Here is a 21,132-nt window from a genome sequence, read left to right as displayed (position 1 = left end):
AGCTGGCATGTTGCCCAGGGCACGCATTTCGTTTTCACGCATGGCGCTGGTCCATCTGGCGCTCGTCGCCTATGCACTGGTCTCGCTCTTTCCGGTCTTCCTGACGCTGATCAATTCGGTGAAGAGCCGGAACGCGATCTTCCGCAATCCCATGCAATTGCCGACGGCGGAGACCTTCGACCTTGTCGGCTATGCGACGGTTCTCAAGCAGGGCGATTTCGCCAGCTATTTCCAGAACAGCATGATCGTCACCGTCGTTGCGATCGCGCTGGTGCTGCTGTTCGGCGCGATGGCCGCTTTCGCGCTGTCGGAATACCGCTTCCGCGGCAATTCGCTGATGGGGCTCTATCTTGCGCTCGGCATCATGATTCCCATCCGGCTCGGCACCGTGGCGATCCTCCAGGGTATGGTGGCGACCGGGCTCGTCAACACGCTGACGGCGCTGATCCTCGTCTATACGGCGCAGGGGATCCCGCTTGCGGTCTTCATCCTGTCGGAGTTCATGCGGACCGTTTCCGACGACCTCAAAAATGCCGGCCGCATCGACGGGCTTTCGGAATATGCGATCTTCTTCCGTCTCGTGCTGCCGCTGGTGCGCCCGGCCATGGCGACGGTCGCCGTCTTCACGATGATCCCGATCTGGAACGACCTGTGGTTCCCGCTGATTCTCGCACCCGGCGAGGCGACCAAGACGGTGACGCTCGGCGCACAGATGTTCATCGGCCAGTTCGTCACCAACTGGAACGCCGTGCTTGCGGCGCTGTCGCTGGCGATTCTGCCGGTTCTCGTCCTTTATCTCGCTTTCTCGCGGCAGCTCATCCGCGGCATTACTTCCGGAGCAGTGAAATGACCTTGACGGCATCCCCCATCCGCGTTCTTTCCGCGGGCCTTGGCAATATGGGGCGCAGCCATGCGCTCGCCTATCACGAGAACCCCGGCTTCGAGATCGCCGGGCTGGTCAACCGCTCGAAGGTCGCGCTTCCGGAAGCGCTGTCCGGCTACGAGATCCTGCCCTCCTTCAAGGAGGCGCTGAAGGCGTTGCAGCCGGAACTTTGCTCGATCAATACCTATTCCGACAGTCATGCGGACTATGCCGTCATGGCGATGGAGGCGGGCGCCCATGTCTTCGTGGAGAAGCCGCTGGCGACCACGGTGGCGGATGCGGAGCGCGTCGTCGCCTGCGCCCGCGCCAACGGCCGCAAGCTGGTGGTCGGCTATATCCTGCGCCATCATCCGTCCTGGATGCGTCTCATCGAGGAAGCCCGCAAGCTCGGCGGCCCCTATGTCTTCCGCATGAACCTGAACCAGCAGTCGAGCGGACCGACCTGGGCGACCCACAAGGCGCTGCTGGAAAGCACGCCGCCGATCGTCGACTGCGGCGTGCATTACCTCGACGTGATGTGCCAGATCACCGACGCGAAGGCCGTCGAGGTTCGCGGCATGGGGCTGCGCCTGTCCGACGAGATCGCGCCGCAGATGTATAATTACGGCCATTTGCAGGTTCTGTTCGCCGACGGTTCGCTCGGCTGGTACGAGGCCGCCTGGGGTCCGATGATCTCGGAAACCGCCTTTTTCGTGAAGGACGTCATGTCGCCGAAGGGATCGGTCTCCATCGTCATGGACCCGAACGCCCGGTCCGACGATATCGACACCCATACGAAGACCGCGGTCATCCGCCTGCACAGCGCCGAAACGGGACCGGACGGCGCTTTCGTGCGGCGGGACGAGGATCTCGTCATGGACGGGGAGCCGGGGCATCAGGAATTGTGCGACCGGGAGCAGGCCTTCGTGCTCAGGGCCATCCGCGAGGACCTCGATCTGTCGCGGCACATGGACGACGCCGTGCAGTCGCTGCGCATATGCCTGGCGGCGGACGAAAGCGTCCGCACCGGCCGGCCGGTCAAGCTCTAAGGGGACGTTTCGTGGGCTCTCTCACATTGAAATCCGTGCACAAAGCCTTCGGCTCGGTCGATGTCCTCAAGGGCATCGACCTGGAGGTGGAGGACGGGGAACTGGTCATCTTCGTCGGACCATCGGGCTGCGGGAAATCGACGTTGCTGCGCATCATCGCCGGCCTGGAGGATGCGACCTCGGGCGCCATCCTGATCGACGGCGCTGAGGTCTCGGCGGTGCCGCCCGCCAAACGCGGTATCGCCATGGTGTTCCAGTCCTATGCGCTCTATCCGCACCTGAATGTTCGCGACAACATGGGCCTCGGCCTCAAGCAGGCGGGCGCGTCGAAGGCGGAGGTCGCGACGCGGGTGAAGGCGGCGGCGGCGATGCTGTCGCTTGAGCCTTATCTGGACCGCCGGCCGGCCGAACTGTCCGGGGGGCAGCGCCAGCGTGTCGCCATCGGCCGCGCCATCGTGCGCGAGCCGAAGCTGTTCCTGTTCGACGAACCGCTGTCCAATCTCGATGCGGCGCTGCGCGTCAATACGCGGCTGGAGATCGCCCGGCTGCATCGGGACCTGAAGGCGACGATGATCTATGTCACGCACGATCAGGTGGAGGCGATGACGCTCGCCGACAAGATCGTCGTGCTCGACGGTGGCGTGATCCAGCAGATCGGCTCGCCGATGGAACTCTACAACCGGCCGGCCAATCTCTTCGTGGCGGGCTTCATCGGCTCGCCGAGCATGAATTTCATCGATGCGGAGCGTCTCGGCATTCAGGAGGCGAGGACGATCGGCATTCGCCCGGAGCATATCACGCTGTCGCGCCAGAGCGGCGAATGGGCGACGAATGTCGCGCATGTGGAACATCTCGGGGCCGACACGATCCTCTATCTCGAATCGGAAAAGGCCGGGATCGTCACGGTCCGGCTGTTCGGCGAGCATCACTATCACCCCGGCGAAGAGGTCTTCGCCACGCCGGCGGGCGAACAGATGCACCGCTTCGGCGCTGATGGACGAGCGATACGATGAGGCCCCTCATCATAAAATCGTGATGATCCGCCATTTCTTCACGCCTGTGTTTTCGGCGCGATTGTCAAAAGGCAGGATTTAACATACAGCCCTGTTTGTATGTTGCGATGAGGCCGGGCAAGGATCCGCCGCATCGGCCTGTTTTCAGCTTTGCGGCCCTTCTGGCCGAATTTCGACGATGGAAGATCCCATGCGTTTCACGAGACCCTTTTCGATTGCGACCCTTTGCGCCCTGATGATCCTGGCCGGCTGCAAGGAGGAACAGGCGCAGCAGGCAGACGCCGCCTTCCCGCCGCCGCAAGTGGCCGTCGTGACCGTAAAGGCCGAAGTGCTGCCGCTGACCAACGATCTGCCGGGACGTATCGCCGCCACCCGTACGGCGGAGGTCCGTCCGCGTGTTTCGGGCATCATCGTCGAGCGGGTGTTCGAGCAGGGCTCGATGGTTCAGCAGGGGGACGTGCTTTATCGGATCGATCCCAAGCCCTTCCAGGTGCAGGTAGACAGCGCCGAGGCGACGCTGCGCCGCGCCCAGGCAGTGCAGATGCAGGCAAGGCAGGCGGCCGACCGGCAGGAACAGCTCCGCAAGTCGAATGTCGCATCGGCCCAGCAATATGACGACGCTGTCGCCCAGCTCGCGCAGGCCGACGCCGACGTCGGCATTGCGGATGCCGGTCTTGCTTCCGCGCAGCTCAATCTCGAATACGCCAATGTGACGGCGCCGATCAGCGGCCGCATCGGCCGCGCGCTCATCACCGAGGGCGCGCTCGTCAGCGCCAGCGGCGAGAACATGGCGACGATCCAGCAACTCGATCCGGTCTATGCCGACTTCACCCAGCCGGCGACCGATCTCATGCGCCTGCGCAAGGCGCTGGAGGATGGCGCCCTCATCGACGACAGCAATGCGGCCGATGTGAAGCTTCTTCTCGACGACGGCACCACCTATGCCCATGACGGCAAGCTGCTCTTCTCCGAAGCCGCGGTCGACGCTTCGACCGGACAGGTGACGCTGCGCGGCGAGTTCCCCAATCCCGAGGGCGATCTTCTGCCGGGCATGTATGTGCGCGTGCTGATCGAACAGGGCGTGCAGAAGGATGCGATCCTCGTGCCGCAGCAGGCGGTTCAGCGCGACAGCTCCGGCAGGGCGCAGGTCTACGTCGTCAACGACGAAAACAAGACCAGCATCCGGCAGGTGACCGTCGGCCGGGCGGTCGACACGCGCTGGGTCGTCACCGACGGCCTGAAGAACGGGGAGAAGATCATCGTCGAGGGCTTCCAGAAGGTGCAGCCCGGCGGCGAGGTCGCTCCGGCCGAATGGACGCCTGCCGCAGAAGCGCTTTCGGGCGATCAGCCGGCCGAAGCCGCACCGGCCAAAACCGACGAGGCCGCCCCTTCTCCCGACGGGGACACGGCCGGAGACGGTTCGGATGCCGCGCCCGCAACGGAAGCGAAGTGAGGATCTGAACGATGCCCGGTTTTTTCATCGACAGGCCGATCTTTGCCTGGGTCGTCGCCATTTTCATCATGCTGGCCGGGGTCATCGCGATCCCGCTGCTGCCCGTTTCGCAATATCCGAATGTCGCGCCGCCGCAGATCTCGATCAACACCACCTATGCCGGCGCGTCCTCGCAGGACACCTATCAGAGCGTCACGCAACTCATCGAGAACGAGTTGAACGGCATCGAGGGGCTGCTCTATTTCGAATCGACCTCGTCGTCTTCCGGCTCGGTCGGCATCGACGTCACCTTCGCGCCGGGTACGGACGCCGGCCAGGCGGCCGTCGAGGTGCAGAACCGCGTGCGCCGCGTCGAGCCGCGCCTTCCCGACAGCGTCAAGCGTCAGGGCGTTCAGGTCGACGAGGCGGGCTCCGGCTTCCTGCTGATCGTGGCGCTGACCTCGCTTGACGGGTCGACGGACGCCATCGGCCTCGGCGATTACCTGAACCGCAACGTGCTCAGCGAGATCCAGCGCGTGCCGGGTGTCGGCCGCGCACAGGTCTTCGCCACCCAGCGCTCCATGCGCGTCTGGCTCGATCCCGACCGGATGCTCGGCCTCAACCTGACGGCCGCCGATGTGACGGCCGCAATCCAGGTGCAGAACGCGCAGATCGCCGCCGGCTCCATCGGCGCGCAGCCGAACCCGATCACCCAGCAGATCGCGGCGCCCGTCAATATCAAGGGCCAGCTCGGCACGCCGGAGGAATTCGGCGCCATCGTTCTGCGCGCCAATGCCGACGGCTCGGCCGTGCGGCTGCGCGACGTCGCCCGCATCGAGGTCGGCGGCGAAAGCTACAACTTCTCGACCCGCCTCAACGGCCGGCCCTCCGCGGCCATCGGCGTCCAGCTCGCCCCGACCGGCAACGCCATGGAAACCTCCGCCGCCATCAAGGAGCGGATGGACGAACTGTCGAAGTTCTTCCCGCCGGGCCTCGAATATTCGATCCCCTATGACACCTCTCCCTTCGTGAAGGTCTCGATCGAGAAAGTGCTGCACACGCTGCTCGAGGCGGTGGGGCTCGTCTTCCTCGTGATCTTCCTCTTCCTTCAGAACATCCGCTACACGGTGATCCCGACGATCGTCGTGCCGATCGCGCTGCTCGGGGCCTGCGCGGTGATGCTGGCGATGGGCTTCTCGATCAACGTGCTGACCATGTTCGCCATGGTGCTGGCCATCGGCATTCTCGTGGACGATGCGATCATCGTCGTCGAAAACGTCGAGCGCATCATGTCGGAGGAGGGGCTGCCGCCCAGGGAAGCCACCCGCAAGGCGATGAAGCAGATCACCGGCGCCGTCATCGGCATCACGCTGGTGCTGGCCTCGGTGTTCATTCCGATGGGTTTCTTTCCCGGCGCGGTCGGCGTCATCTACCAGCAGTTCTCGCTGACGATGGTCGTATCGATCCTGTTCTCGGCCTTCCTCGCGTTGTCGCTGACGCCGGCGCTTTGCGCCAGCTTCCTGAAGCAGGTGCCGAAGGGGCATCATCAGGTGAAGCGCGGCTTCTTCGGCTGGTTCAACCGCTCCTTCGACCGCACCTCGCACGGCTATTCCTCGACGGTCGGCTGGCTGGTGCACCGGATCGGCCGCGTCATGGTGATCTATGTGGCGCTTCTGGCCGGCCTCGGCTATCTGTTCATACAGCTTCCGTCCTCCTTCCTGCCGGATGAGGACCAGGGCTTCGTCATCGTGATGATGCAACTCCCCTCGGAGGCGACCGGCCACCGGACGGACGAGGTGATCGCCCAGACGGAGAAGATCTTCGGCCAGGAGGACGCGGTCAACACCATCGTCGCGATCAACGGCTTTTCCTTCTTCGGCAGCGGCCAGAACGCCGGCCTCGCCTTCGTCACGCTGCATGACTGGAGCACGCGCGGGCCGGACGATTCGGCGCAATCGATCGCCGGCCGGGCCACGATGGCCATGAGCCAGATCAAGGATGCGATCAGCTTCGCGCTGTCGCCGCCGCCGATCCAGGGCCTCGGCACGACGGGGGGCTTCTCCTTCCGCCTGCAGGACCGCGCCGGTCTTGGCGAGGCGGCGCTGGCCGCAGCGCGCGACCAGCTTATCGGCCTTGCCGCCGAGAGCCCCGTCCTGCTGGGCGTCCGCTTCGAAGGCATGCCGGACGCCGCCCAGCTCGATATCGTCATCGATCGCGAGAAGGCCAACACGTTCGGCGTGACCTTCGCCGATATCAATTCGACGATCTCGACCAATCTCGGCTCGACCTATGTGAACGACTTTCCGAATGCGGGCCGCATGCAGCGCGTGACGGTGCAGGCGGACGAGAACAAGCGCATGCAGGTTGCCGATCTCCTCAACCTCAACGTCCGCAACTCGAATGGCGGCATGGTTCCGCTGTCCGCCTTCGCGGTGGTGGAATGGGTCAAGGCGCCGACGCAGACCGTGGGCTACAACGGTTATCCCGCCGTCCGCATCAGCGGCGACACCAAGCCGGGCTTCTCCTCCGGCGACGCCATTGCGGAAATGGAGCGGCTGTTTGCGCAATTGCCGCCGGGCTTCGGCTACGAATGGACGGGGCAGTCGCTGCAGGAAATCCAGTCGGGCTCGCAAGCGCCGATCCTCATCGGCCTGTCGTGCCTGCTCGTCTTCCTGTGCCTTGCGGCCCTTTATGAAAGCTGGTCGATTCCGATCGCCGTCATCCTGGCGGTGCCGCTCGGGGTGATCGGCTCGGTGCTGTTCGTCATGCTGCGCGACATGTCGAACGACGTCTACTTCAAGGTCGGCCTGATCGCGATCATCGGCCTGTCGGCGAAGAACGCGATCCTGATCATCGAGTTCGCCAAGGAGCAGATGGCGGAGGGCAAGCCGCTGCTGGAGGCGGCCATCGAGGCCTGCCACCTGCGCTTCCGTCCGATCCTCATGACCTCGCTCGCCTTCACGCTCGGCGTTCTGCCGCTGGTGATCGCTTCGGGCGCAAGCTCGGGCAGCCAGCGGGCCATCGGCACCGGCGTCATGGGCGGGATGATCTCGGCGACGGTGCTTGCGGTGTTCTTCGTGCCGGTGTTCTTCGTCTTCGTGATGCGGTTGTTCGGTTACGGCAAGCGCAAGGAGACCGCCGAAAGCGCGCCGACCGCCGTGGAGTGACGCCATGCGTCGAAGCAAGGCGCGGGCCAGGGAAACCCGCCAGCAGATCCTGCTGGCGGCCGAGCGGGTCTTCTACGAGAAGGGCGTCGCCAATGCCTCCATGGAGGAGGTCGCGCGCGCGGCCGGCGTCACGCGGGGCGCCATCTACTGGCATTTCGCCAATCGCTCCGAATTGTTCATGGCTCTCTGCAATTCGGTGCCGCTGCCGCAGGAAGACCTTCTCGCCCGAGGACTGGAGGCTCCGGAAACCGATGCGCTGGCGCTGATGGAGCGGCTCGTCGGCGAATGGATCGAGCTTCTTTCCCGGGATGAGCAACGCCAGCGCATCCTGTCGATCCTGCTGCGCTGCGATTATGGCGGCGAATTCGCCGATGTCTGCACCCGCCAGCACGATATCGACGACCGTCATATGCTCGCGCTGGAAACGGTTTTTGCACGGGCCCTGGAGCAGGGGCGCATGAACCGGATCTGGACGCCGCAGTCGGCGGCGTCGACCCTGCGCTGGATGATCAAGGGGCTTTGCGCGGAATGGCTGCTGTTCGGCCGCCGCTTCGATATCGTGGCGGAAGGACGCGAAGGCGTCAGCCGGCTGTTCCGCAGCTTCGCGCTCGGCCAGATCCTTGAAAGCGATCGCGATGGGTGTCCCGGCGGACGTTGAGGGATACCATCATTGCGGATCCGGTGCGCTGTCCATGGCTCGGCAAGCCTCCTCCAGCCGCCCGATCCATTCCGCCCCGATCCGCCAGCGCTTGAGGACGTCGACGGGGTTTTCCGTGTCGATCCTGGAACAGATGCGATAGACCTCCAGCGTATCCGACGCCATGTCGCCGCGCTGATAGAAATACATCGCCGCGGCGTAGCGCGCCCGCCCGGACCATTCCGCCCCCGGCGGCGTCATGATGATCCGCCAGTTGCGGCGTGTCTGCGCATCCATGATCTCTACCTCAGGCCCGGCGGTGTGGCGCTGCGCCGCGCCAGCCGAAGGAACGGGCGCGGTACGATCTTCGCCCGTTTCATCATCTTCTGGTATTTCAATTCGCGCAGGGCGTAGATCTCCACCCAGAGATCGTCCTTGTAGAGCGAGCCATATGGGCGCTCGAGACTGGCGATCGCGATATTGCGCTTGGCGGTGGGGGACCAGATGCCGGCGGTGACGATGCCGGCCTCATGCTTACGGCGATGGTAGACCAATGCATGCTCCGCCGGAATATTTCCTTCGATTTCAAGGCCGACGAGGATGTTTTTAAGAGTTTGATTCCGCCGTGCCGCCAGGATCGCATTGCGGCCGTTGAAGTGCGGCTTGTCCGGATCGACCAGCCAGTCGAGGCCGATCTCGTCGGGCATGCGCACACGGTCGGCGCGAAGCGCGCCGTCGGCGGTGATGAAATCGCCATTGGCTACGATGAAGCCGGCCTCGATGCGAGCCTGGTTGAGCGCGTCATAGCCGATGGCGCGGATGCCGTGGGCCGCACCCGCCGTCCACAGCCGGTCCCAGAGCGAGAGCGCACGCGCGCGCGGCACGAACAGCTCGTAGCCGAGATCGCCGGTGAAGCCGGTGCGCGAGATCGTCACGCTGACGTCGTCATGGGGAAGCGTCGTGCTGTCGAAGGGCTTCAACTGCTGGACGTCCCCGAAGCCGGCTGCTGCAAGAACCGCGAAACTGGTGGGCCCCTGAAGGGCGAGGCCGGCGACGGCCTCGGTTTCCTCGCGGATATCGACGGAAAAGCCGAAGGCGCTGTCCAGAAGCCAGGGCAGGTGACGTTCCTGGCAGCACAGGCGGAAATCCGTCTCGCCGAGCCGGAACAGGGTGCCGTCGTCCAGCACATGGCCGTGGTCGTCGCACCAGGCGGTATAATGGACACGATTGACGGCGAGCCGGCGCACGTCGCGCAGCGTCAGCCGGTTGAGATAACGTTCGGCATCCGGGCCGGCGATGCGATATTTCACCATCGGCGAGATATCGAAAAGCGCTGCCGTCGAGCGGATGGCGAAATATTCCAGTTCCGGATCGGAAAGGGCGTGCGGCGCTTTGCAGCCGCTCCATGTGTACCATTCGTTGAGCGTATCCAGCGCGGCAAGACGGGCATGGAAAGGCGTTTCGAGGCGCGGTGTGAGAATATGGGTTTGCGCGGCGCGGCGTCCCTCGGCAAAGATCGTGGTCATGGCGTGGCTCCCGCGAGAATGTGGCGTGCGGCGTTCCAGCCGGGCAGGGCGGAAATGCCGCCGCCCGGATGCGCGCCGGCGCTGGCGAGATAAAGCCCCTCGACGGGTGTCGCGTAGCGGGAGGCGGCGTTGATCGGGCGGTTGACCAGAAGATGGTCGGCCTGAAGCTCGCCGTGGTGCCAGTGGCCGCCGGGCAGGTTGTATTCCCGTTCGATATCGACGGGCGTCATCAGGTCGGCGGCGGCGATGGACCAGCCGATGCCGGGCGCGTGCTGTTCGAGCGTGTCGAGAAGGATCTTCAGGAACGCCGGCTTTCCGCTCTCCCACCCCTGTTTCAGGCGGTAGGGGGCATATTGGACGAGCGCCGAAAGCGTGCAGCCGCCCGGCGGGGCCAGCGAAGGGTCGGCAAGGCTCGGGAAGGTGATCTCCATCACCGGATCGGGGGAGAATTCTCCATATTTCGCCGGGTTGAAGGCCGTTTCCACCTGCTCCATCGAGCGGACAAGCACGATGCGGCCGTGTCGCGCATCGGCGGGAAGGCCGGAGAAGGTCGGCAACCGGTCGAGCGCGAGGTCGAGCCTTGCGACATTGCCATGGCTGCGCAGATTGCGCATCGACCGGATGAAACCGGTGTCGCTTTCGGCGGGGTCGACCAGATCGAGGAAGGTCTTCTGCGGATGGATCGCCGAGACGATGACGGTGGCGGCGATTTCCGTTCCGTCCTCCGTCAAAACGCCGCTGGCGCGCCCCCGGTCGACAAGGACGCGTGCGACGGGCGTGTTGCAGCGGATCGTCACGCCGGCGTTTTCCGCCGCCCGCCGAAAGGCCGGGGCGAGCGCCGCCATTCCGCCTTCGGGAACGATCTGGCCGCCGGGCTTGCCGGATATCTCGCCCGTCAGGCGATAGTAGAGCCCGAGAAGCGATGTCGGCGAGCGGGGGCCGAGATGGATGCCGAGGGTCGCGTCGAAGGCCAGAAGCCCTTTCAGCCGGTCGTCGGCGAGATATTCGTCGGCCACGTCGGCGACATTCATCAGCAACATGCGCAGGAAGTCGCGCGCCTCTCCGCGCCCCTTGCGCAAAAGGCCGAGGCCGGCGGCGGCAAAGCCGGCGATGTCGCCGGGCGAAACCCCGTCGAGCCTTGGCGGTGGCCGGCGCAGGAAGCGCTTGAGCACGGCGGCCTGGAAGATCAGTTTCTTGCGCAGCCGGTAAAAGGCGTCGGCGTCGGCGGCGCTCACGCCCTCGACCTCCTCGCCATAGGCGCCGCGCAGGACCACCGCGCGTCCCGAACCGTCGAGGGCCGTCGTGGGGGCGAGGCTGCGGCCGACGGCCAGGTCGAGGCCGATATCCCGCGCGGCCTCGGCGTCCAGCCGGTTGAGGATATGGCCGAGGCCGGCGGAGCGGTAGCCGGGCGAAAATTCCCGGCCGACCAGCGCGCCGCCCGGTTCCGCCGCCGCTTCGAGAACGAGCACGCTGCGGCCGGCTTTCGCCAGTTTCGCAGCGGCGGCAAGCCCGTTGTGGCCGGCGCCGATGACGATGACGTCATAGGAAGATTGCAACGTGTCAGACGACTTCATGGGCTTTGCTCATCCGTTCGGTGGGACGCTTGAGATCGCGCAGGATCTCGATTGCCGCATTGCGGCCCGGCGCGCCCATGACCCCGCCGCCCGGATGGGTGGAGGAGCCGCACATGTAAAGGCCGGCGATGGGGCTGCGGTATTGCGCATAGCCGGGCACCGGCCGATTGAACAGCAACTGGTCGAACGTCAGTTCGCCCTGGAAGATATTGCCTTCCGTGATGCCGACCTCGCGTTCGATCTCGCGCGGGGTTCGCACCTCCATATGCACGATGCGGTCGCGGAAGCCGGGAGAATATTCGGCGATCTGGCTGACCACCGTTTCCGCGAAGGCGTCACGGTCGGCGTCCGTCCACTCGCGGCCTGCAAGTTTCGGCGGGCAATATTGCACGAAACAGCTCATGAAATGCTTGCCGGGGGACGTCATGGTCGGGTCGATGGTGGTCGGGATCATCATGTCGAGGAAGGGATCGGCCGACCAGCGCCCGGCCTTCCAGTCGTCATAGGCGCGTTCCATCCGTTCGACGGAATCGGTGAAATGCATGTCGCCGCGAATACAGGCCGAGCCCTCCGGCAGGGCGGGAAATTCCGGCAGGCTGTCGAGGGCGATATTCACCTTGCCGGAGGAGCCGCGCATCTTGAAATGCTTCACGCGGTGCACGAAGTCGCCCGGCAGGTCCTTTTCGGAAACGAGATCGAGGAAGGTCCGCTTCACATCGGCGTTGGACACGACGAGCGGCGCGCGCACTTCCTCTCCATCCTCCAGAACGACGCCGCTCGTCCGGCCGCCCCGCGACAGGATCCTGTCCACGGGGGCATCGGTGCGGATCGTGCCGCCGGAGGCCTCGAAGGAGCGGGCAAGCGCCTGCGTGACGGCGCCCATGCCGCCGCGCGCATAGCCCCAGGCGCCGACCGAACCGTCCACCTCGCCCATGTAATGATGCAGCAGCACATAGGCCGTGCCCGGCGACATCGGCCCCAGCGCCGTGCCGATGATGCCCGAGAGCGCCAGATAGGCCTTGATCACGTCGGTCTCGAAATATTCGTCGAGGAAATCGGCAATCGACATGGTCCAGAAGCGCAGCGTCTGCGCCATTTCCTGCGGGCCGAATTCGCCGAACTTGCGCGCCAGATAGAGCAGTTCGGAAATATCGCGCGGGCGGAAGCCGAAGGGGTCGGGGGCCGTCCGCATCAGCAGCGGCTGAATGAAACGGCATTGCCGGGTGACGTCGCGGGCGTAACGGTCGTAGGCTTCGGCGTCGCGCTTCGAATAGCGGGAAAACTCGCGGCGATGGCTGTCGTGGTCGCGGTAGGAGGCGAGATAGTCGCCATCGCGGGTGAAGACCGCGCCGCCCTCGTAGGCGATGACCTGGAGCCCGTGTTTCGGCAATTCGAGATCGCGCATGATCTCCGGCCGGAAGAGCGAGCAGACGTAGGAACAGTTCGAATAGAGGAAGCCGGGCGTCAGCTCCCGGCTCGTCGCCGCACCGCCGACCCAGCCGTTCTTTTCCAGAACCGCGACATTGAGGCCGGCGCGCTGGAGATAGCAGGCGGTCACCAGCCCATTATGTCCTCCGCCGACGATAATCGCGTCGAATTTCCGCATATCGATGCCTCCCTTGTTTCTAAAAGCTGCATCAAAAGCAAAACGTTGTCCAGTTATTCTGAATGATCGTTCAGCAAGGTTATTGCAATGGGCTGATTATCCGCTACAATTTTTTCAGGTATCGGAGCCGCAACGAGGCGGAAGGCGAAGGAAAGTCATGGCGACGGCGGGCAGACAGGATACGGCAGGGCAGCGGCGGGCCGTCGCGGCGCGCGCAGCCGCCTTCGGGTTCAAGCTGCGGAAGGTTCTTGACGGCCGGCCGTTTTCTTCCGCTTATCCCGGCGGCAGCGGGCCGGCCGGATCGGGATCCTGATCGCGATGCTGCGTGACCCTGACGGAAAGGCGGCGACGAAGATGCGGGCAGGCACGGCGGGCAAGGCTTCGATGAAGGCTGCGGAGCGGGTTTCGGGCGAGGGCGAAAAGCGCGGGCGCAAGGCTTCCAAGGAGACGCGGCGGCAGCAGCTCATCGAGGCGACGATCGATTCGCTTGCCAAGCGCGGCTATTCCGAGACCACACTTGCCGACGTCGCGGACGGAGCGGGGCTTTCGCGCGGCATCGTCAATTTTCATTTCGAGAGCAAGGAGAACCTGCTCGTCGCCACGCTGCAATATATGGCGGAGGAATATGCGGACCATTGGGGCGGCGCGCTGGAGCGGGTCGGTCCTTCCGCCGCAAGCCGCCTCTGGGCGCTGGTGCAGGCCGATTTCGACCGCCGTATCTGCACGAAACGCAAGCTTGCCGCCTGGTGCGCCTTCTGGGGCGAGGCGAAATCCCGGCCAACCTATCAGGCGCTATGCGGTGCACGCGACGTGAAATATCAGGAGACGGTGATCCAGCTTTGCGCTGAACTGAAGGCGGAGGGCGGATACAGCTATGCGCCGGAGCCGATGGCGATCTCGCTTTGCGCCCTGCTCGAAGGTCTCTGGCTTCGCCTGATGATGGGGGACGGGACCACGCGCGAGAAGGCGCTGGAGGCGGCCATCGAGTTTGTCGTCAATATTTTTCCGAGGCATCTGACGCGGCAAGGACCCGCCGCGCCCTAGACCGGGTCTGCACAAGAGGAGGAGAACGGCATGACAAGAGCAATCATCGCAAGACGTTTCACGATGGCGGCGTTGACCGCGCTCCTTTCACTGGGGACCGCCCTTCCGGTCCTTGCCGACGATACGCTGACCGTGTTCGACTGGTCGGGCTACGAGGACCCGGCGTTCCACCCGGCCTATACGGAAAAGCATGGCGGCTCGCCGGATTTCAGCTTTTTCGGCGATGAGGAGGAAGCATTCCAGAAATTGCGCTCCGGCTTCAAGGCGGACCTTGCGCACCCCTGCTCGCAGAGCGTCGTCAAATGGCGCGAGGCGGGATTGCTGGAGCCGCTGGATACATCGAAGCTTACCCATTGGGCTGATGTCCTGCCGAGCATTTCCGGCATGAAGAACCTGATGACCTCGGAGGACGGAACGGCCTGGTTCCTGCCGTTCGAGTGGGGCAATACCGTGCTGACCTATCGCACCGATACCGTGCAGCCCGAAGAGGTGACCTCGCTCAAGGCCTTCGCGGACCCGAAGTTCAAGGACCGGGTGTCGATCGGCGACAATGTGGACGACGCCTATGCGCTGGCGAGCCTGGCGATCGGGCTCAAGGACTGGGCGCAGATGACCGATGCGCAATTTGCCGAAGCGTCGGATTTCCTGCGTGCCGTGCACAAGAACGTGCGGCTCTACTGGACGGACAACACCGATCTCAGCCAGGCGATGGGCAGCGGCGAGGTCGATCTGGCCTGGGCGTGGAACGAGACCGCCACCACGCTTCAGGCCGACGATATCCCGGTGGCCATGAACAAGGGCACGACGGAGGGGCTTTCAACCTGGGTCTGCGGCTATGTGCGGCTGAAGGACGGGGAGGGCAGCGAGGCGCTCGCCTATGACTATCTCAACGCCATCACCGACCCGGAAGCCGCCGCCTATATGGTGGAAAGCTGGGGCTACGGCCATTCCAACGCCAAGGGCATGGCCGCCGTCGCACCGGAGATTCTCGCCGAAAAAGGCTATGACGATGTCGACGCCTTTGTCGCCAACACGCTGTTCCAGTCGCCCATGCCGATAGAACTGCGCCAGAAGATGATCGCGGAGTTCGAGAAGATCAAGGCGGGGTACTGACAGGCGGCGCGGCCACCTTTCTCCGATATCCCTTCGCCCTTGCGGGCCGTCTTCTCCTCCGGCGGGGAGAAGGCGGCCTTCACACTCTTGAGACGGGCGGATCTTCCGCCAGAAGGACGAAGGCGTCGGGATCGTAGGCAAGCCGGATTTCCGCCCCGATGGGCAGGTCGTCCGCGCCGTAGCTATTGGTTTCCACCATCGACAGGGGGGCTTCCAGCCCCTCCACGCCGACGGACAGATGGGTGACTTCACCGAAATAGGCGCGGTTCTCGAGGCGGCCGGAAAGTTCGTGCGGGGCGCGCTCGTCGTCCCACAGCAACCGTAGCCGCTCGGGACGGATACCGAGGGTCACGCGGCCGTCGGCGGCGGTGAACCCCGGCGGCTTGCCGAGGTTGACGGCGCCGAAGCGGGCGGCGTCGACGGAGACGGTGCCGGCCTGTTCGCCGAGAATCCGGCCGCTCAGGAAGTTCATGCCGCCGAGGAAGTCGGCGACCTTGCGGGTGCGCGGATGCTGGTAGATTTCCTTCGGTGTCGCGACCTGGGCGATTTTTCCGCCGAACATCACCGCGATGCGGTCCGACAGCGCCAGCGCCTCGTATTGATCGTGGGTGACGAGAATGAAGGTGATGCCGACGGCCTTCTGCAATTGGCGCAATTCCACCTGCATCTCCTCGCGCAGTTTCTTGTCGAGCGCCGACAGGGGCTCGTCGAGAAGCAGCACCTTCGGCCGCATGACGAGCGCGCGGGCCAGCGCCACGCGCTGGCGCTGGCCGCCCGACAATTCGTGCGCCTGGCGTTTTCCAAGGCCCGCGAGGCGCACCTGTTCGAGTGCATCCCCCACCCGCCTTGCCTCGTCTTCCCGCGAAAGCCGCAGCCGTTTCAGGCCGTAGGCGACGTTTTCGGCGACGTCGAGATGAGGGAAGATGGCGTAGCTCTGGAACACCATATTGGTCGGGCGGCGGTTCGGCGGCAGCATGACCGACGGTACGCCGTCGATATGGATCTCGCCGCTCGTCGGCGTCTCGAAGCCGGCGATGGATCGCAGCAGCGTGGTCTTGCCGCAGCCGGAAGGGCCGAGCAGCGAAAAGAATTCGCCTTCGCCGATGGTCAGGGAGACGGCGTCCAGCGCCTTGTAGATGCCGTAGAACTTCGACACGGCGTCGATGCGGATCATGGTGCGATCGGTCATTCAGGCCTCCTGGGGCGGCGCGGACGCCATGCGCGTGCGCCGTTCGGCGCGCCGGCGCAGGGTTTCGGCGAGCGTAAGCATGACAATGGACAGGACGATCATGATGGTGCCGAGCGCCAGCACGGCGGGCAGTTTCGCCGGAAAGCGCAACTGGCCCCAGATATAGAGCGGCAAGGTCGGCGATGTGCCGGCAAGGAAGAAGGCCAGGATGAATTCATCCAGCGAAATAGTGAAGGTGACGAGCAGGCTGGAGACGATGGCCGGCGCCACGACCGGCAGCGTGACACGGCGGAAGGTGCCGAACGCCGTCTCGCCGAGATCGTAGGAGGCTTCCTCCAGGCTGCGGTCGAAGCCCTCGAAGCCGGAAACGAGCACGGACATGGCGTAGGGCACGCAAAAGACCGTCTGGCCGAGGATCACGGTGATCAGCGACAGTTCCAGGCCGATCGCCAGCACGATCATCAGCAGCGAGACCGCGACGATGATTTCCGGCAGGAACAGCGGCGACATGATGAGGCCGGCGGCGGCCTTCTGGCCCCGGAAGCGGTAGCGCGTGATGGCGCGGGCGGCGCAGATGCCGAGGACGGTGGACAGCAAGGCGACGCAGACGCCGACGACAAGGCTGTTGCGCGCCGCCTCCAGCATGGCGGTGTTGCCGGCAAGCGAAGCGTACCATTTGGTGGTGAAGCCCGTCAGGGGAAAGGTCGTCGTCGCGGCATCGTTGAAGGAAAAGACCGGCAGCAGCAGGATCGGCAGATAGAGGAAGAGGAAATAGACCGCCATATAGGCCGGCAGCCAGGGCAGGAAACGCAGGCGTTGCGTCAGGAAACTCATTTCATCCTCCCCAAGGCGAAGCGCAACGCCAGCACCACGGCCGCGGCGGACAGCGAGACGAGCACCATGGTGGTGACGGAAAGGGCCGCGCCGAGCGGCCAGTTTGCCGCCTTGCCGAATTGCGCCTGGATGGCGTTGGCGATCATCATGCCGTCCTTGCCGCCGACGAGGCGCGGCGTCACATAGTCGCCGACCGTCGGGATCATGACGATCAGGAAGGCCGAGATGACGCCGGGTAGCGACAGGGGCAGCGTGATGCGCAAGAAGGCGCGCAGGCGGCTGTCGCCGAGGTCGCGCGCCGCCTCGATCAGGCTGCGGTCGATCTTCTGTAGCGAAACGTAGATCGGCAGGATGGCGAAGGCCGCCCAGCTATGGACCAGCGTGATGACGACGGCGTTCGAATTGTAGAGAAGCGAGGTGAGCGGCGCGTCGATGACGCCGAGATTGATCAGCCCGGTGTTCAGCACGCCGCCATAACCGAGGATGACCTTCCACGACATGACGCGCAGCAGGTAGCTCGTCCAGCAGGGAATGGTGACGAGAAACAGCCAGAGGTTCCTGTGCACGCCGCCGTGGAACGAGATGAACCAGGCGACGGGATAGGAAAAGACCACGGTCGCGACGCTGACGGCGAGGGAAATCCATAGGGAGCGCAGGAAGAGATCGCGATAGATCGGCTCGCTCAGCGCCTGGCGGTAATTCTCCAGCGTGAAGGTGCGGTCGATCTCCAGATAATCCTGCGTCCAGAAGCTGTAGGTGACGACGACCAGCACCGGCAACAGCAGCAGCGCCAGCGCGTAGAGGAAGGTCGGCGAGATCATGGCGAGGCCGCGCGCTTCCTCGCTGCGCCTCCAGGCCCGCCGGCCTGGCCGGTCGGGGGACGTTTCGGCGGCAAGCGCCGTCGCCGTCATCCGCGCTGCCTCCGGCAGCGGCGACAATCGTACACTATGAGGCAGGGTCTTCCCATCGTGACGCCTTTCCGGCTTGTCTGTTCCCGTTTTTGCAGCATGGACCGGAAACCCCGTTGAAATCAAGCGTTATTTCTGCAATATTGACTGAACGGACATTCAATATAAATGAAAAATTCAATGTTTATCAAATGATTGTCCTGATATTATTTTGTTTTATGGAGGTTCGAAATGGCTGCGCAGCCGATGACGTCGGAAGAGGGACGGGGTGCCGGCGACGGGGCGGACGATGCTGTCATGCGGCTGGCCGAGCGGCATCTCGTGCAACCCTGGCCGGTGTCCGGCTCCATCGGCGCGGAAGCGCGCGGGCGGCTCGACGCGGGCGACGGCATCTATGTGACCGATGCGGAAGGCCGGCGGCTCATCGACGGGCCGGCGGGGATGTGGTGTGTCAATGCCGGCCATCGCAACCGCGCGCTTGCCGAGGCGATGGCCGGGCAGGCGATGGCGCTCTCCTATAATTCGCCCTGGTACACGACGAACGCGCCATCGGCGCAGCTTTCGGCGCGGCTTGCCGGCCATGCTCCGAACGGGCTCGATCATGCCTTCTACACGACCGGCGGTTCCTCCGCCGTCGAGACGGCGCTGCGCTTCGCCCAGTTCGCCAACAATGTGAAGGGGCGGCCGGAGAAGAAGCTGATCGTCTCGCGTCAGGGCGGTTATCACGGCTCGACCTATCTTGCCGCCTCGCTCAATGGCCGGCCGCGCGATCACGACTGGATGGACAGCGCCGCCGACCTGGTGGTCAAGCTGACGTGCCCGGATCCGTTCCGCCGGCCGGCCGGAATGAGCGTCGGCCAGTTCTGCGACGTCCTCGTGGAGGAGTTCCGGCAGGTGATCGAGGACAGGGGAGCGGATCGCATCGCCGCCTTCATCGCCGAGCCGGTGATGGCGTCGGGCGGCGTCATCGTGCCGCCGGAAGGCTATCTCCTGCGCATGGGGCAACTTTGCCGGGACAACGACATCCTCTTCATCGCCGACGAGGTGGTCACGGCCTTCGGCCGCCTCGGCCATGTCTTCGCCTCGAAGGAGGTCTTCGGCATCGAGCCGGACATGATCACCTTCGCCAAGGGGGTGACGTCCGGCTATTTCCCGCTCGGCGGGGTGATGATCGCCGGCCGGTTGTTCGAGGAGCTTCGCCGCTCCAACCATTCCGATGCGATGTTCGCCCACGGGCTGACCTATTCCAGTCATCCGGTCGGCTGCGCGGTGGCCCTGAAGAACCTCGATCTGCTGGAAGAGGGATTGCTCGACCACGCGCGCGCGATTTCCGGCCATTTCCAGAACAGCCTCAAGGCGCTGGAGGAACTTCCGCTGGTCGGCGAGGTGCGCGGCCTCGGTCTGATGGCCTGTGTCGAATGCGTCGCCGACCACGAGAGCCGGAACCCGCTGACGCTCGACATCGAGGTGGGCAAGCGCATCGACCGGCATTGCCAGGAACTGGGTCTTCTCGTGCGTCCGCTCATCCATATGTGCGTGATGTCGCCGCCCCTGACCATTTCGCTTGCGCAGATCGACGAGATGGTCGCCATCCTGCGCCGGGGCATCGAACTGACGATGGACGATCTGGTGCGCGAAGGGCTCTGGAAGGGCTGACCGCCGGTAAAGGAGGGTGCAAACGGGGCGCCGCGAAGGCGTCCCCGTCCCGTTCCGGTCAGGGCTGGTCGCCCTTCGCCATGTGGGCGTTTATGGCCGCCATCTCGGTTTCGCCCGGGGCTTCATCCAGCGTCACGACCGGCAGGGCCTTGCGCAGATGGTCGTGGTGGGTGCGCACGCCATATTCGAGATCGGAGAGGTAGAAGCCGGCGAAAGCGTCGGAGGTCATCGCCTCGTTCGACCAGATCGTCAGTTGCACGTCCTCGGCCTGCGTGTCGCGATCGATGCGGCAGGCGAGATAGCGGGCGAGCCTGTGGGCGCGGGTCTCCTCGCGTCGGCGATAGATGCCGCCGCGCAGCAGCGTGCGGCCGACCCCCAGCGGAAATTCCTGATAGAACTGCACCGTCTCCGGCGTGACGGCGATCACCGCGTTCGGAAAGATCCCGAAATAGATCCATGCCTTGCGCAGGGGAGCGGGAAGGTCGGGGTTTTCCGGCGAGATATTGACATAGTGGCGCACGCTCCAGCGGCGGCCGGCATGCGGATTGTAGGTGGCGAAGGAGCGGCACAATCCGTCGACGAAGGGCTCGTCGTAATAGGTCGAGCCGTAGAGATCCTGCAACGCGGGGTGCGCCATGGCGACATGGTAGCCCTCGTTGTCGACGTCGCGGACCGATTTCCAGTTGACGGGCGTCTCCTGCGTCCACATTCCGCCGGCCGGCACCATGTCGGCGGAGCGGTAATGGGCCAGTTCGGCCTCGAACGGCTTCATCAGTTCCGCCACGGAGGGTTGCGGGCCGGGTGCGAAACGGATGAAGACGAAACCCTGCCAGATTTCGCATTCGAGCGGCTTCAGCGCGAATTCCTGCTTGTCGAGGGGCGGGAAGCTTTGCGGCCGGGCGGCGCCGCGCAGCGTGCCGTCGAGATTGTAGACCCAGCCGTGGAAGGGACAGACGAGCGCGTTGCGGCAATGCCCGCTCTCGTCGGCGACGAGCCGGGAGCCGCGGTGGCGACAGATATTGTGGAAGGCGCGGATGTCGCCGTCCTGCGTGCGCAGCACCAGCGCCCGCTCCCCGATGACGTCCATCGTGCGGTAATCGCCTGGCTCCGCAACGTCGGAAACATGGCAGGCGATCTGCCAGTGCTCGCGGAAGACATGCTGCTTCTCAAGCTCCAGAAGGGCCGGGCTGTGGTAGCACCAGCCGGGAAGGCCGCTGCGGTCCCAATCTTCCGGAACGCGGATATCGCGCATCATCTCATTCATGCCGTTCCCCATTATTTGCTGAACGTTCATTCAATATAACCATAAATTTCCTTCGAAAGGAACCGCTTGAACCGGTGGTTTTCAACGGTCGTCGAAGGGAGGCGGGCTGTGGTGACACAATGTCGATAGTTTCGGGCCCTGCCTGCCTGTCCCTCTTCGCCGCAAACGCGAGCCGCTTCGGGAATCGATTCAGGAAAAGCGGCCATCCGCCTGACTTCATGCAGCTTGTCGCCGGGACTGGCGTGTCCCGGGCCGGCC

17 protein-coding genes are annotated in these 21,132 nt (G+C 64.6%); 9 read left to right on the top strand and 8 right to left on the bottom strand.

Annotated elements, in window-relative coordinates:
- Positions 1–10: 10 nt before the first annotated feature.
- From KYK29_RS02500 to KYK29_RS02475, 6 genes are all read left to right on the top strand, one after another.
- Positions 11–850 carry a carbohydrate ABC transporter permease gene (locus tag KYK29_RS02500; RefSeq protein WP_254690059.1) on the top strand — a complete coding sequence of 280 codons (840 nt, stop codon included), beginning with the start codon at positions 11–13 and terminating at the stop codon, positions 848–850.
- A complete protein-coding gene (locus KYK29_RS02495) occupies positions 847–1,911 on the top strand; it encodes a Gfo/Idh/MocA family protein (protein WP_254689265.1) in 1,065 nt (354 codons plus the stop codon). The genes KYK29_RS02500 and KYK29_RS02495 overlap by 4 nt, the downstream gene beginning before the upstream one ends.
- An 11-nt stretch (positions 1,912–1,922) precedes the next feature.
- Positions 1,923–2,924, top strand: a complete 1,002-nt coding sequence (locus KYK29_RS02490; protein ID WP_254689264.1) for an ABC transporter ATP-binding protein — start codon at positions 1,923–1,925, stop codon at positions 2,922–2,924.
- A 190-nt stretch (positions 2,925–3,114) separates the two neighbouring features.
- Positions 3,115–4,377, top strand: a complete 1,263-nt coding sequence (locus KYK29_RS02485; RefSeq protein WP_254689263.1) for an efflux RND transporter periplasmic adaptor subunit — start codon at positions 3,115–3,117, stop codon at positions 4,375–4,377.
- A gap of 11 nt (positions 4,378–4,388) precedes the next feature.
- Complete coding sequence (locus tag KYK29_RS02480; protein ID WP_254689262.1) at positions 4,389–7,523, top strand: multidrug efflux RND transporter permease subunit; 3,135 nt, start codon at positions 4,389–4,391, stop codon at positions 7,521–7,523.
- A 4-nt stretch (positions 7,524–7,527) separates the two neighbouring features.
- Positions 7,528–8,181 (top strand): TetR family transcriptional regulator, encoded by a 654-nt coding sequence (locus tag KYK29_RS02475; protein ID WP_254689261.1) that lies wholly within the window; start codon positions 7,528–7,530, stop codon positions 8,179–8,181.
- Positions 8,182–8,190: 9 nt separating this feature from the next.
- Here the strand turns inward: KYK29_RS02475 and KYK29_RS02470 are convergent, their stop codons facing one another.
- Genes KYK29_RS02470 through KYK29_RS02455 form a run of 4 tightly spaced genes read right to left on the bottom strand, consistent with a single transcriptional unit; the run spans position 8,191 to position 12,866 of the window.
- Complete coding sequence (locus KYK29_RS02470) at positions 8,191–8,457, bottom strand: hypothetical protein (protein ID WP_254689260.1); 267 nt, start codon at positions 8,455–8,457, stop codon at positions 8,191–8,193.
- Positions 8,458–8,462: 5 nt separating this feature from the next.
- Complete coding sequence (locus KYK29_RS02465) at positions 8,463–9,686, bottom strand: aminomethyl transferase family protein (RefSeq protein ID WP_254689259.1); 1,224 nt, start codon at positions 9,684–9,686, stop codon at positions 8,463–8,465.
- Positions 9,683–11,260, bottom strand: coding sequence for a phytoene desaturase family protein (locus KYK29_RS02460; protein ID WP_254689258.1), 1,578 nt, complete (start codon positions 11,258–11,260; stop codon positions 9,683–9,685). Before KYK29_RS02460 ends, KYK29_RS02465 begins: the two co-directional genes overlap by 4 nt.
- Positions 11,247–12,866 carry a phytoene desaturase family protein gene (locus KYK29_RS02455; RefSeq protein ID WP_254689257.1) on the bottom strand — a complete coding sequence of 540 codons (1,620 nt, stop codon included), beginning with the start codon at positions 12,864–12,866 and terminating at the stop codon, positions 11,247–11,249. The genes KYK29_RS02460 and KYK29_RS02455 overlap by 14 nt, the downstream gene beginning before the upstream one ends.
- A gap of 354 nt (positions 12,867–13,220) precedes the next feature.
- Between KYK29_RS02455 and KYK29_RS02450 the strand changes: the two genes are divergently transcribed.
- On the top strand, positions 13,221–13,910 hold the full coding sequence (locus KYK29_RS02450) for a TetR family transcriptional regulator C-terminal domain-containing protein (RefSeq protein WP_437437226.1): 690 nt from the start codon (positions 13,221–13,223) through the stop codon (positions 13,908–13,910).
- A 30-nt stretch (positions 13,911–13,940) separates the two neighbouring features.
- A complete protein-coding gene (locus tag KYK29_RS02445) occupies positions 13,941–15,023 on the top strand; it encodes an extracellular solute-binding protein (RefSeq protein ID WP_437437209.1) in 1,083 nt (360 codons plus the stop codon).
- A 79-nt stretch (positions 15,024–15,102) separates the two neighbouring features.
- On the opposite strand, the gene KYK29_RS02440 is transcribed toward KYK29_RS02445, so the two are convergent.
- From KYK29_RS02440 to KYK29_RS02430, 3 genes are read right to left on the bottom strand one after another with little or no spacing between them, the layout of a single operon-like run.
- Positions 15,103–16,197 carry an ABC transporter ATP-binding protein gene (locus KYK29_RS02440; protein ID WP_254690056.1) on the bottom strand — a complete coding sequence of 365 codons (1,095 nt, stop codon included), beginning with the start codon at positions 16,195–16,197 and terminating at the stop codon, positions 15,103–15,105.
- Between the two features lie 15 nt (positions 16,198–16,212).
- Positions 16,213–17,046, bottom strand: a complete 834-nt coding sequence (locus tag KYK29_RS02435) for an ABC transporter permease (protein ID WP_254689256.1) — start codon at positions 17,044–17,046, stop codon at positions 16,213–16,215.
- Entirely contained in the window at positions 17,043–17,957 is a 915-nt protein-coding gene (locus tag KYK29_RS02430; RefSeq protein WP_254689255.1) for an ABC transporter permease, read from the bottom strand. The genes KYK29_RS02435 and KYK29_RS02430 overlap by 4 nt, the downstream gene beginning before the upstream one ends.
- A gap of 243 nt (positions 17,958–18,200) precedes the next feature.
- On the opposite strand from KYK29_RS02430, the gene KYK29_RS02425 reads away from it, so the two are divergent.
- Positions 18,201–19,610 carry an aminotransferase gene (locus tag KYK29_RS02425; RefSeq protein WP_437437225.1) on the top strand — a complete coding sequence of 470 codons (1,410 nt, stop codon included), beginning with the start codon at positions 18,201–18,203 and terminating at the stop codon, positions 19,608–19,610.
- 58 nt (positions 19,611–19,668) lie between these two features.
- Here the strand turns inward: KYK29_RS02425 and KYK29_RS02420 are convergent, their stop codons facing one another.
- Positions 19,669–20,874 carry an aromatic ring-hydroxylating oxygenase subunit alpha gene (locus KYK29_RS02420; RefSeq protein WP_254689253.1) on the bottom strand — a complete coding sequence of 402 codons (1,206 nt, stop codon included), beginning with the start codon at positions 20,872–20,874 and terminating at the stop codon, positions 19,669–19,671.
- Between the last annotated feature and the right edge of the window lie 258 nt (positions 20,875–21,132).

The sequence above is a fragment of the Shinella daejeonensis genome (genome assembly GCF_024281235.1).
Taxonomy (GTDB): Bacteria; Pseudomonadota; Alphaproteobacteria; order Rhizobiales; family Rhizobiaceae; genus Shinella; species Shinella daejeonensis.
The sequence above is the reverse complement of the archived record's forward strand: the minus strand, read 5'-3'. Positions and strand labels throughout refer to the sequence as shown.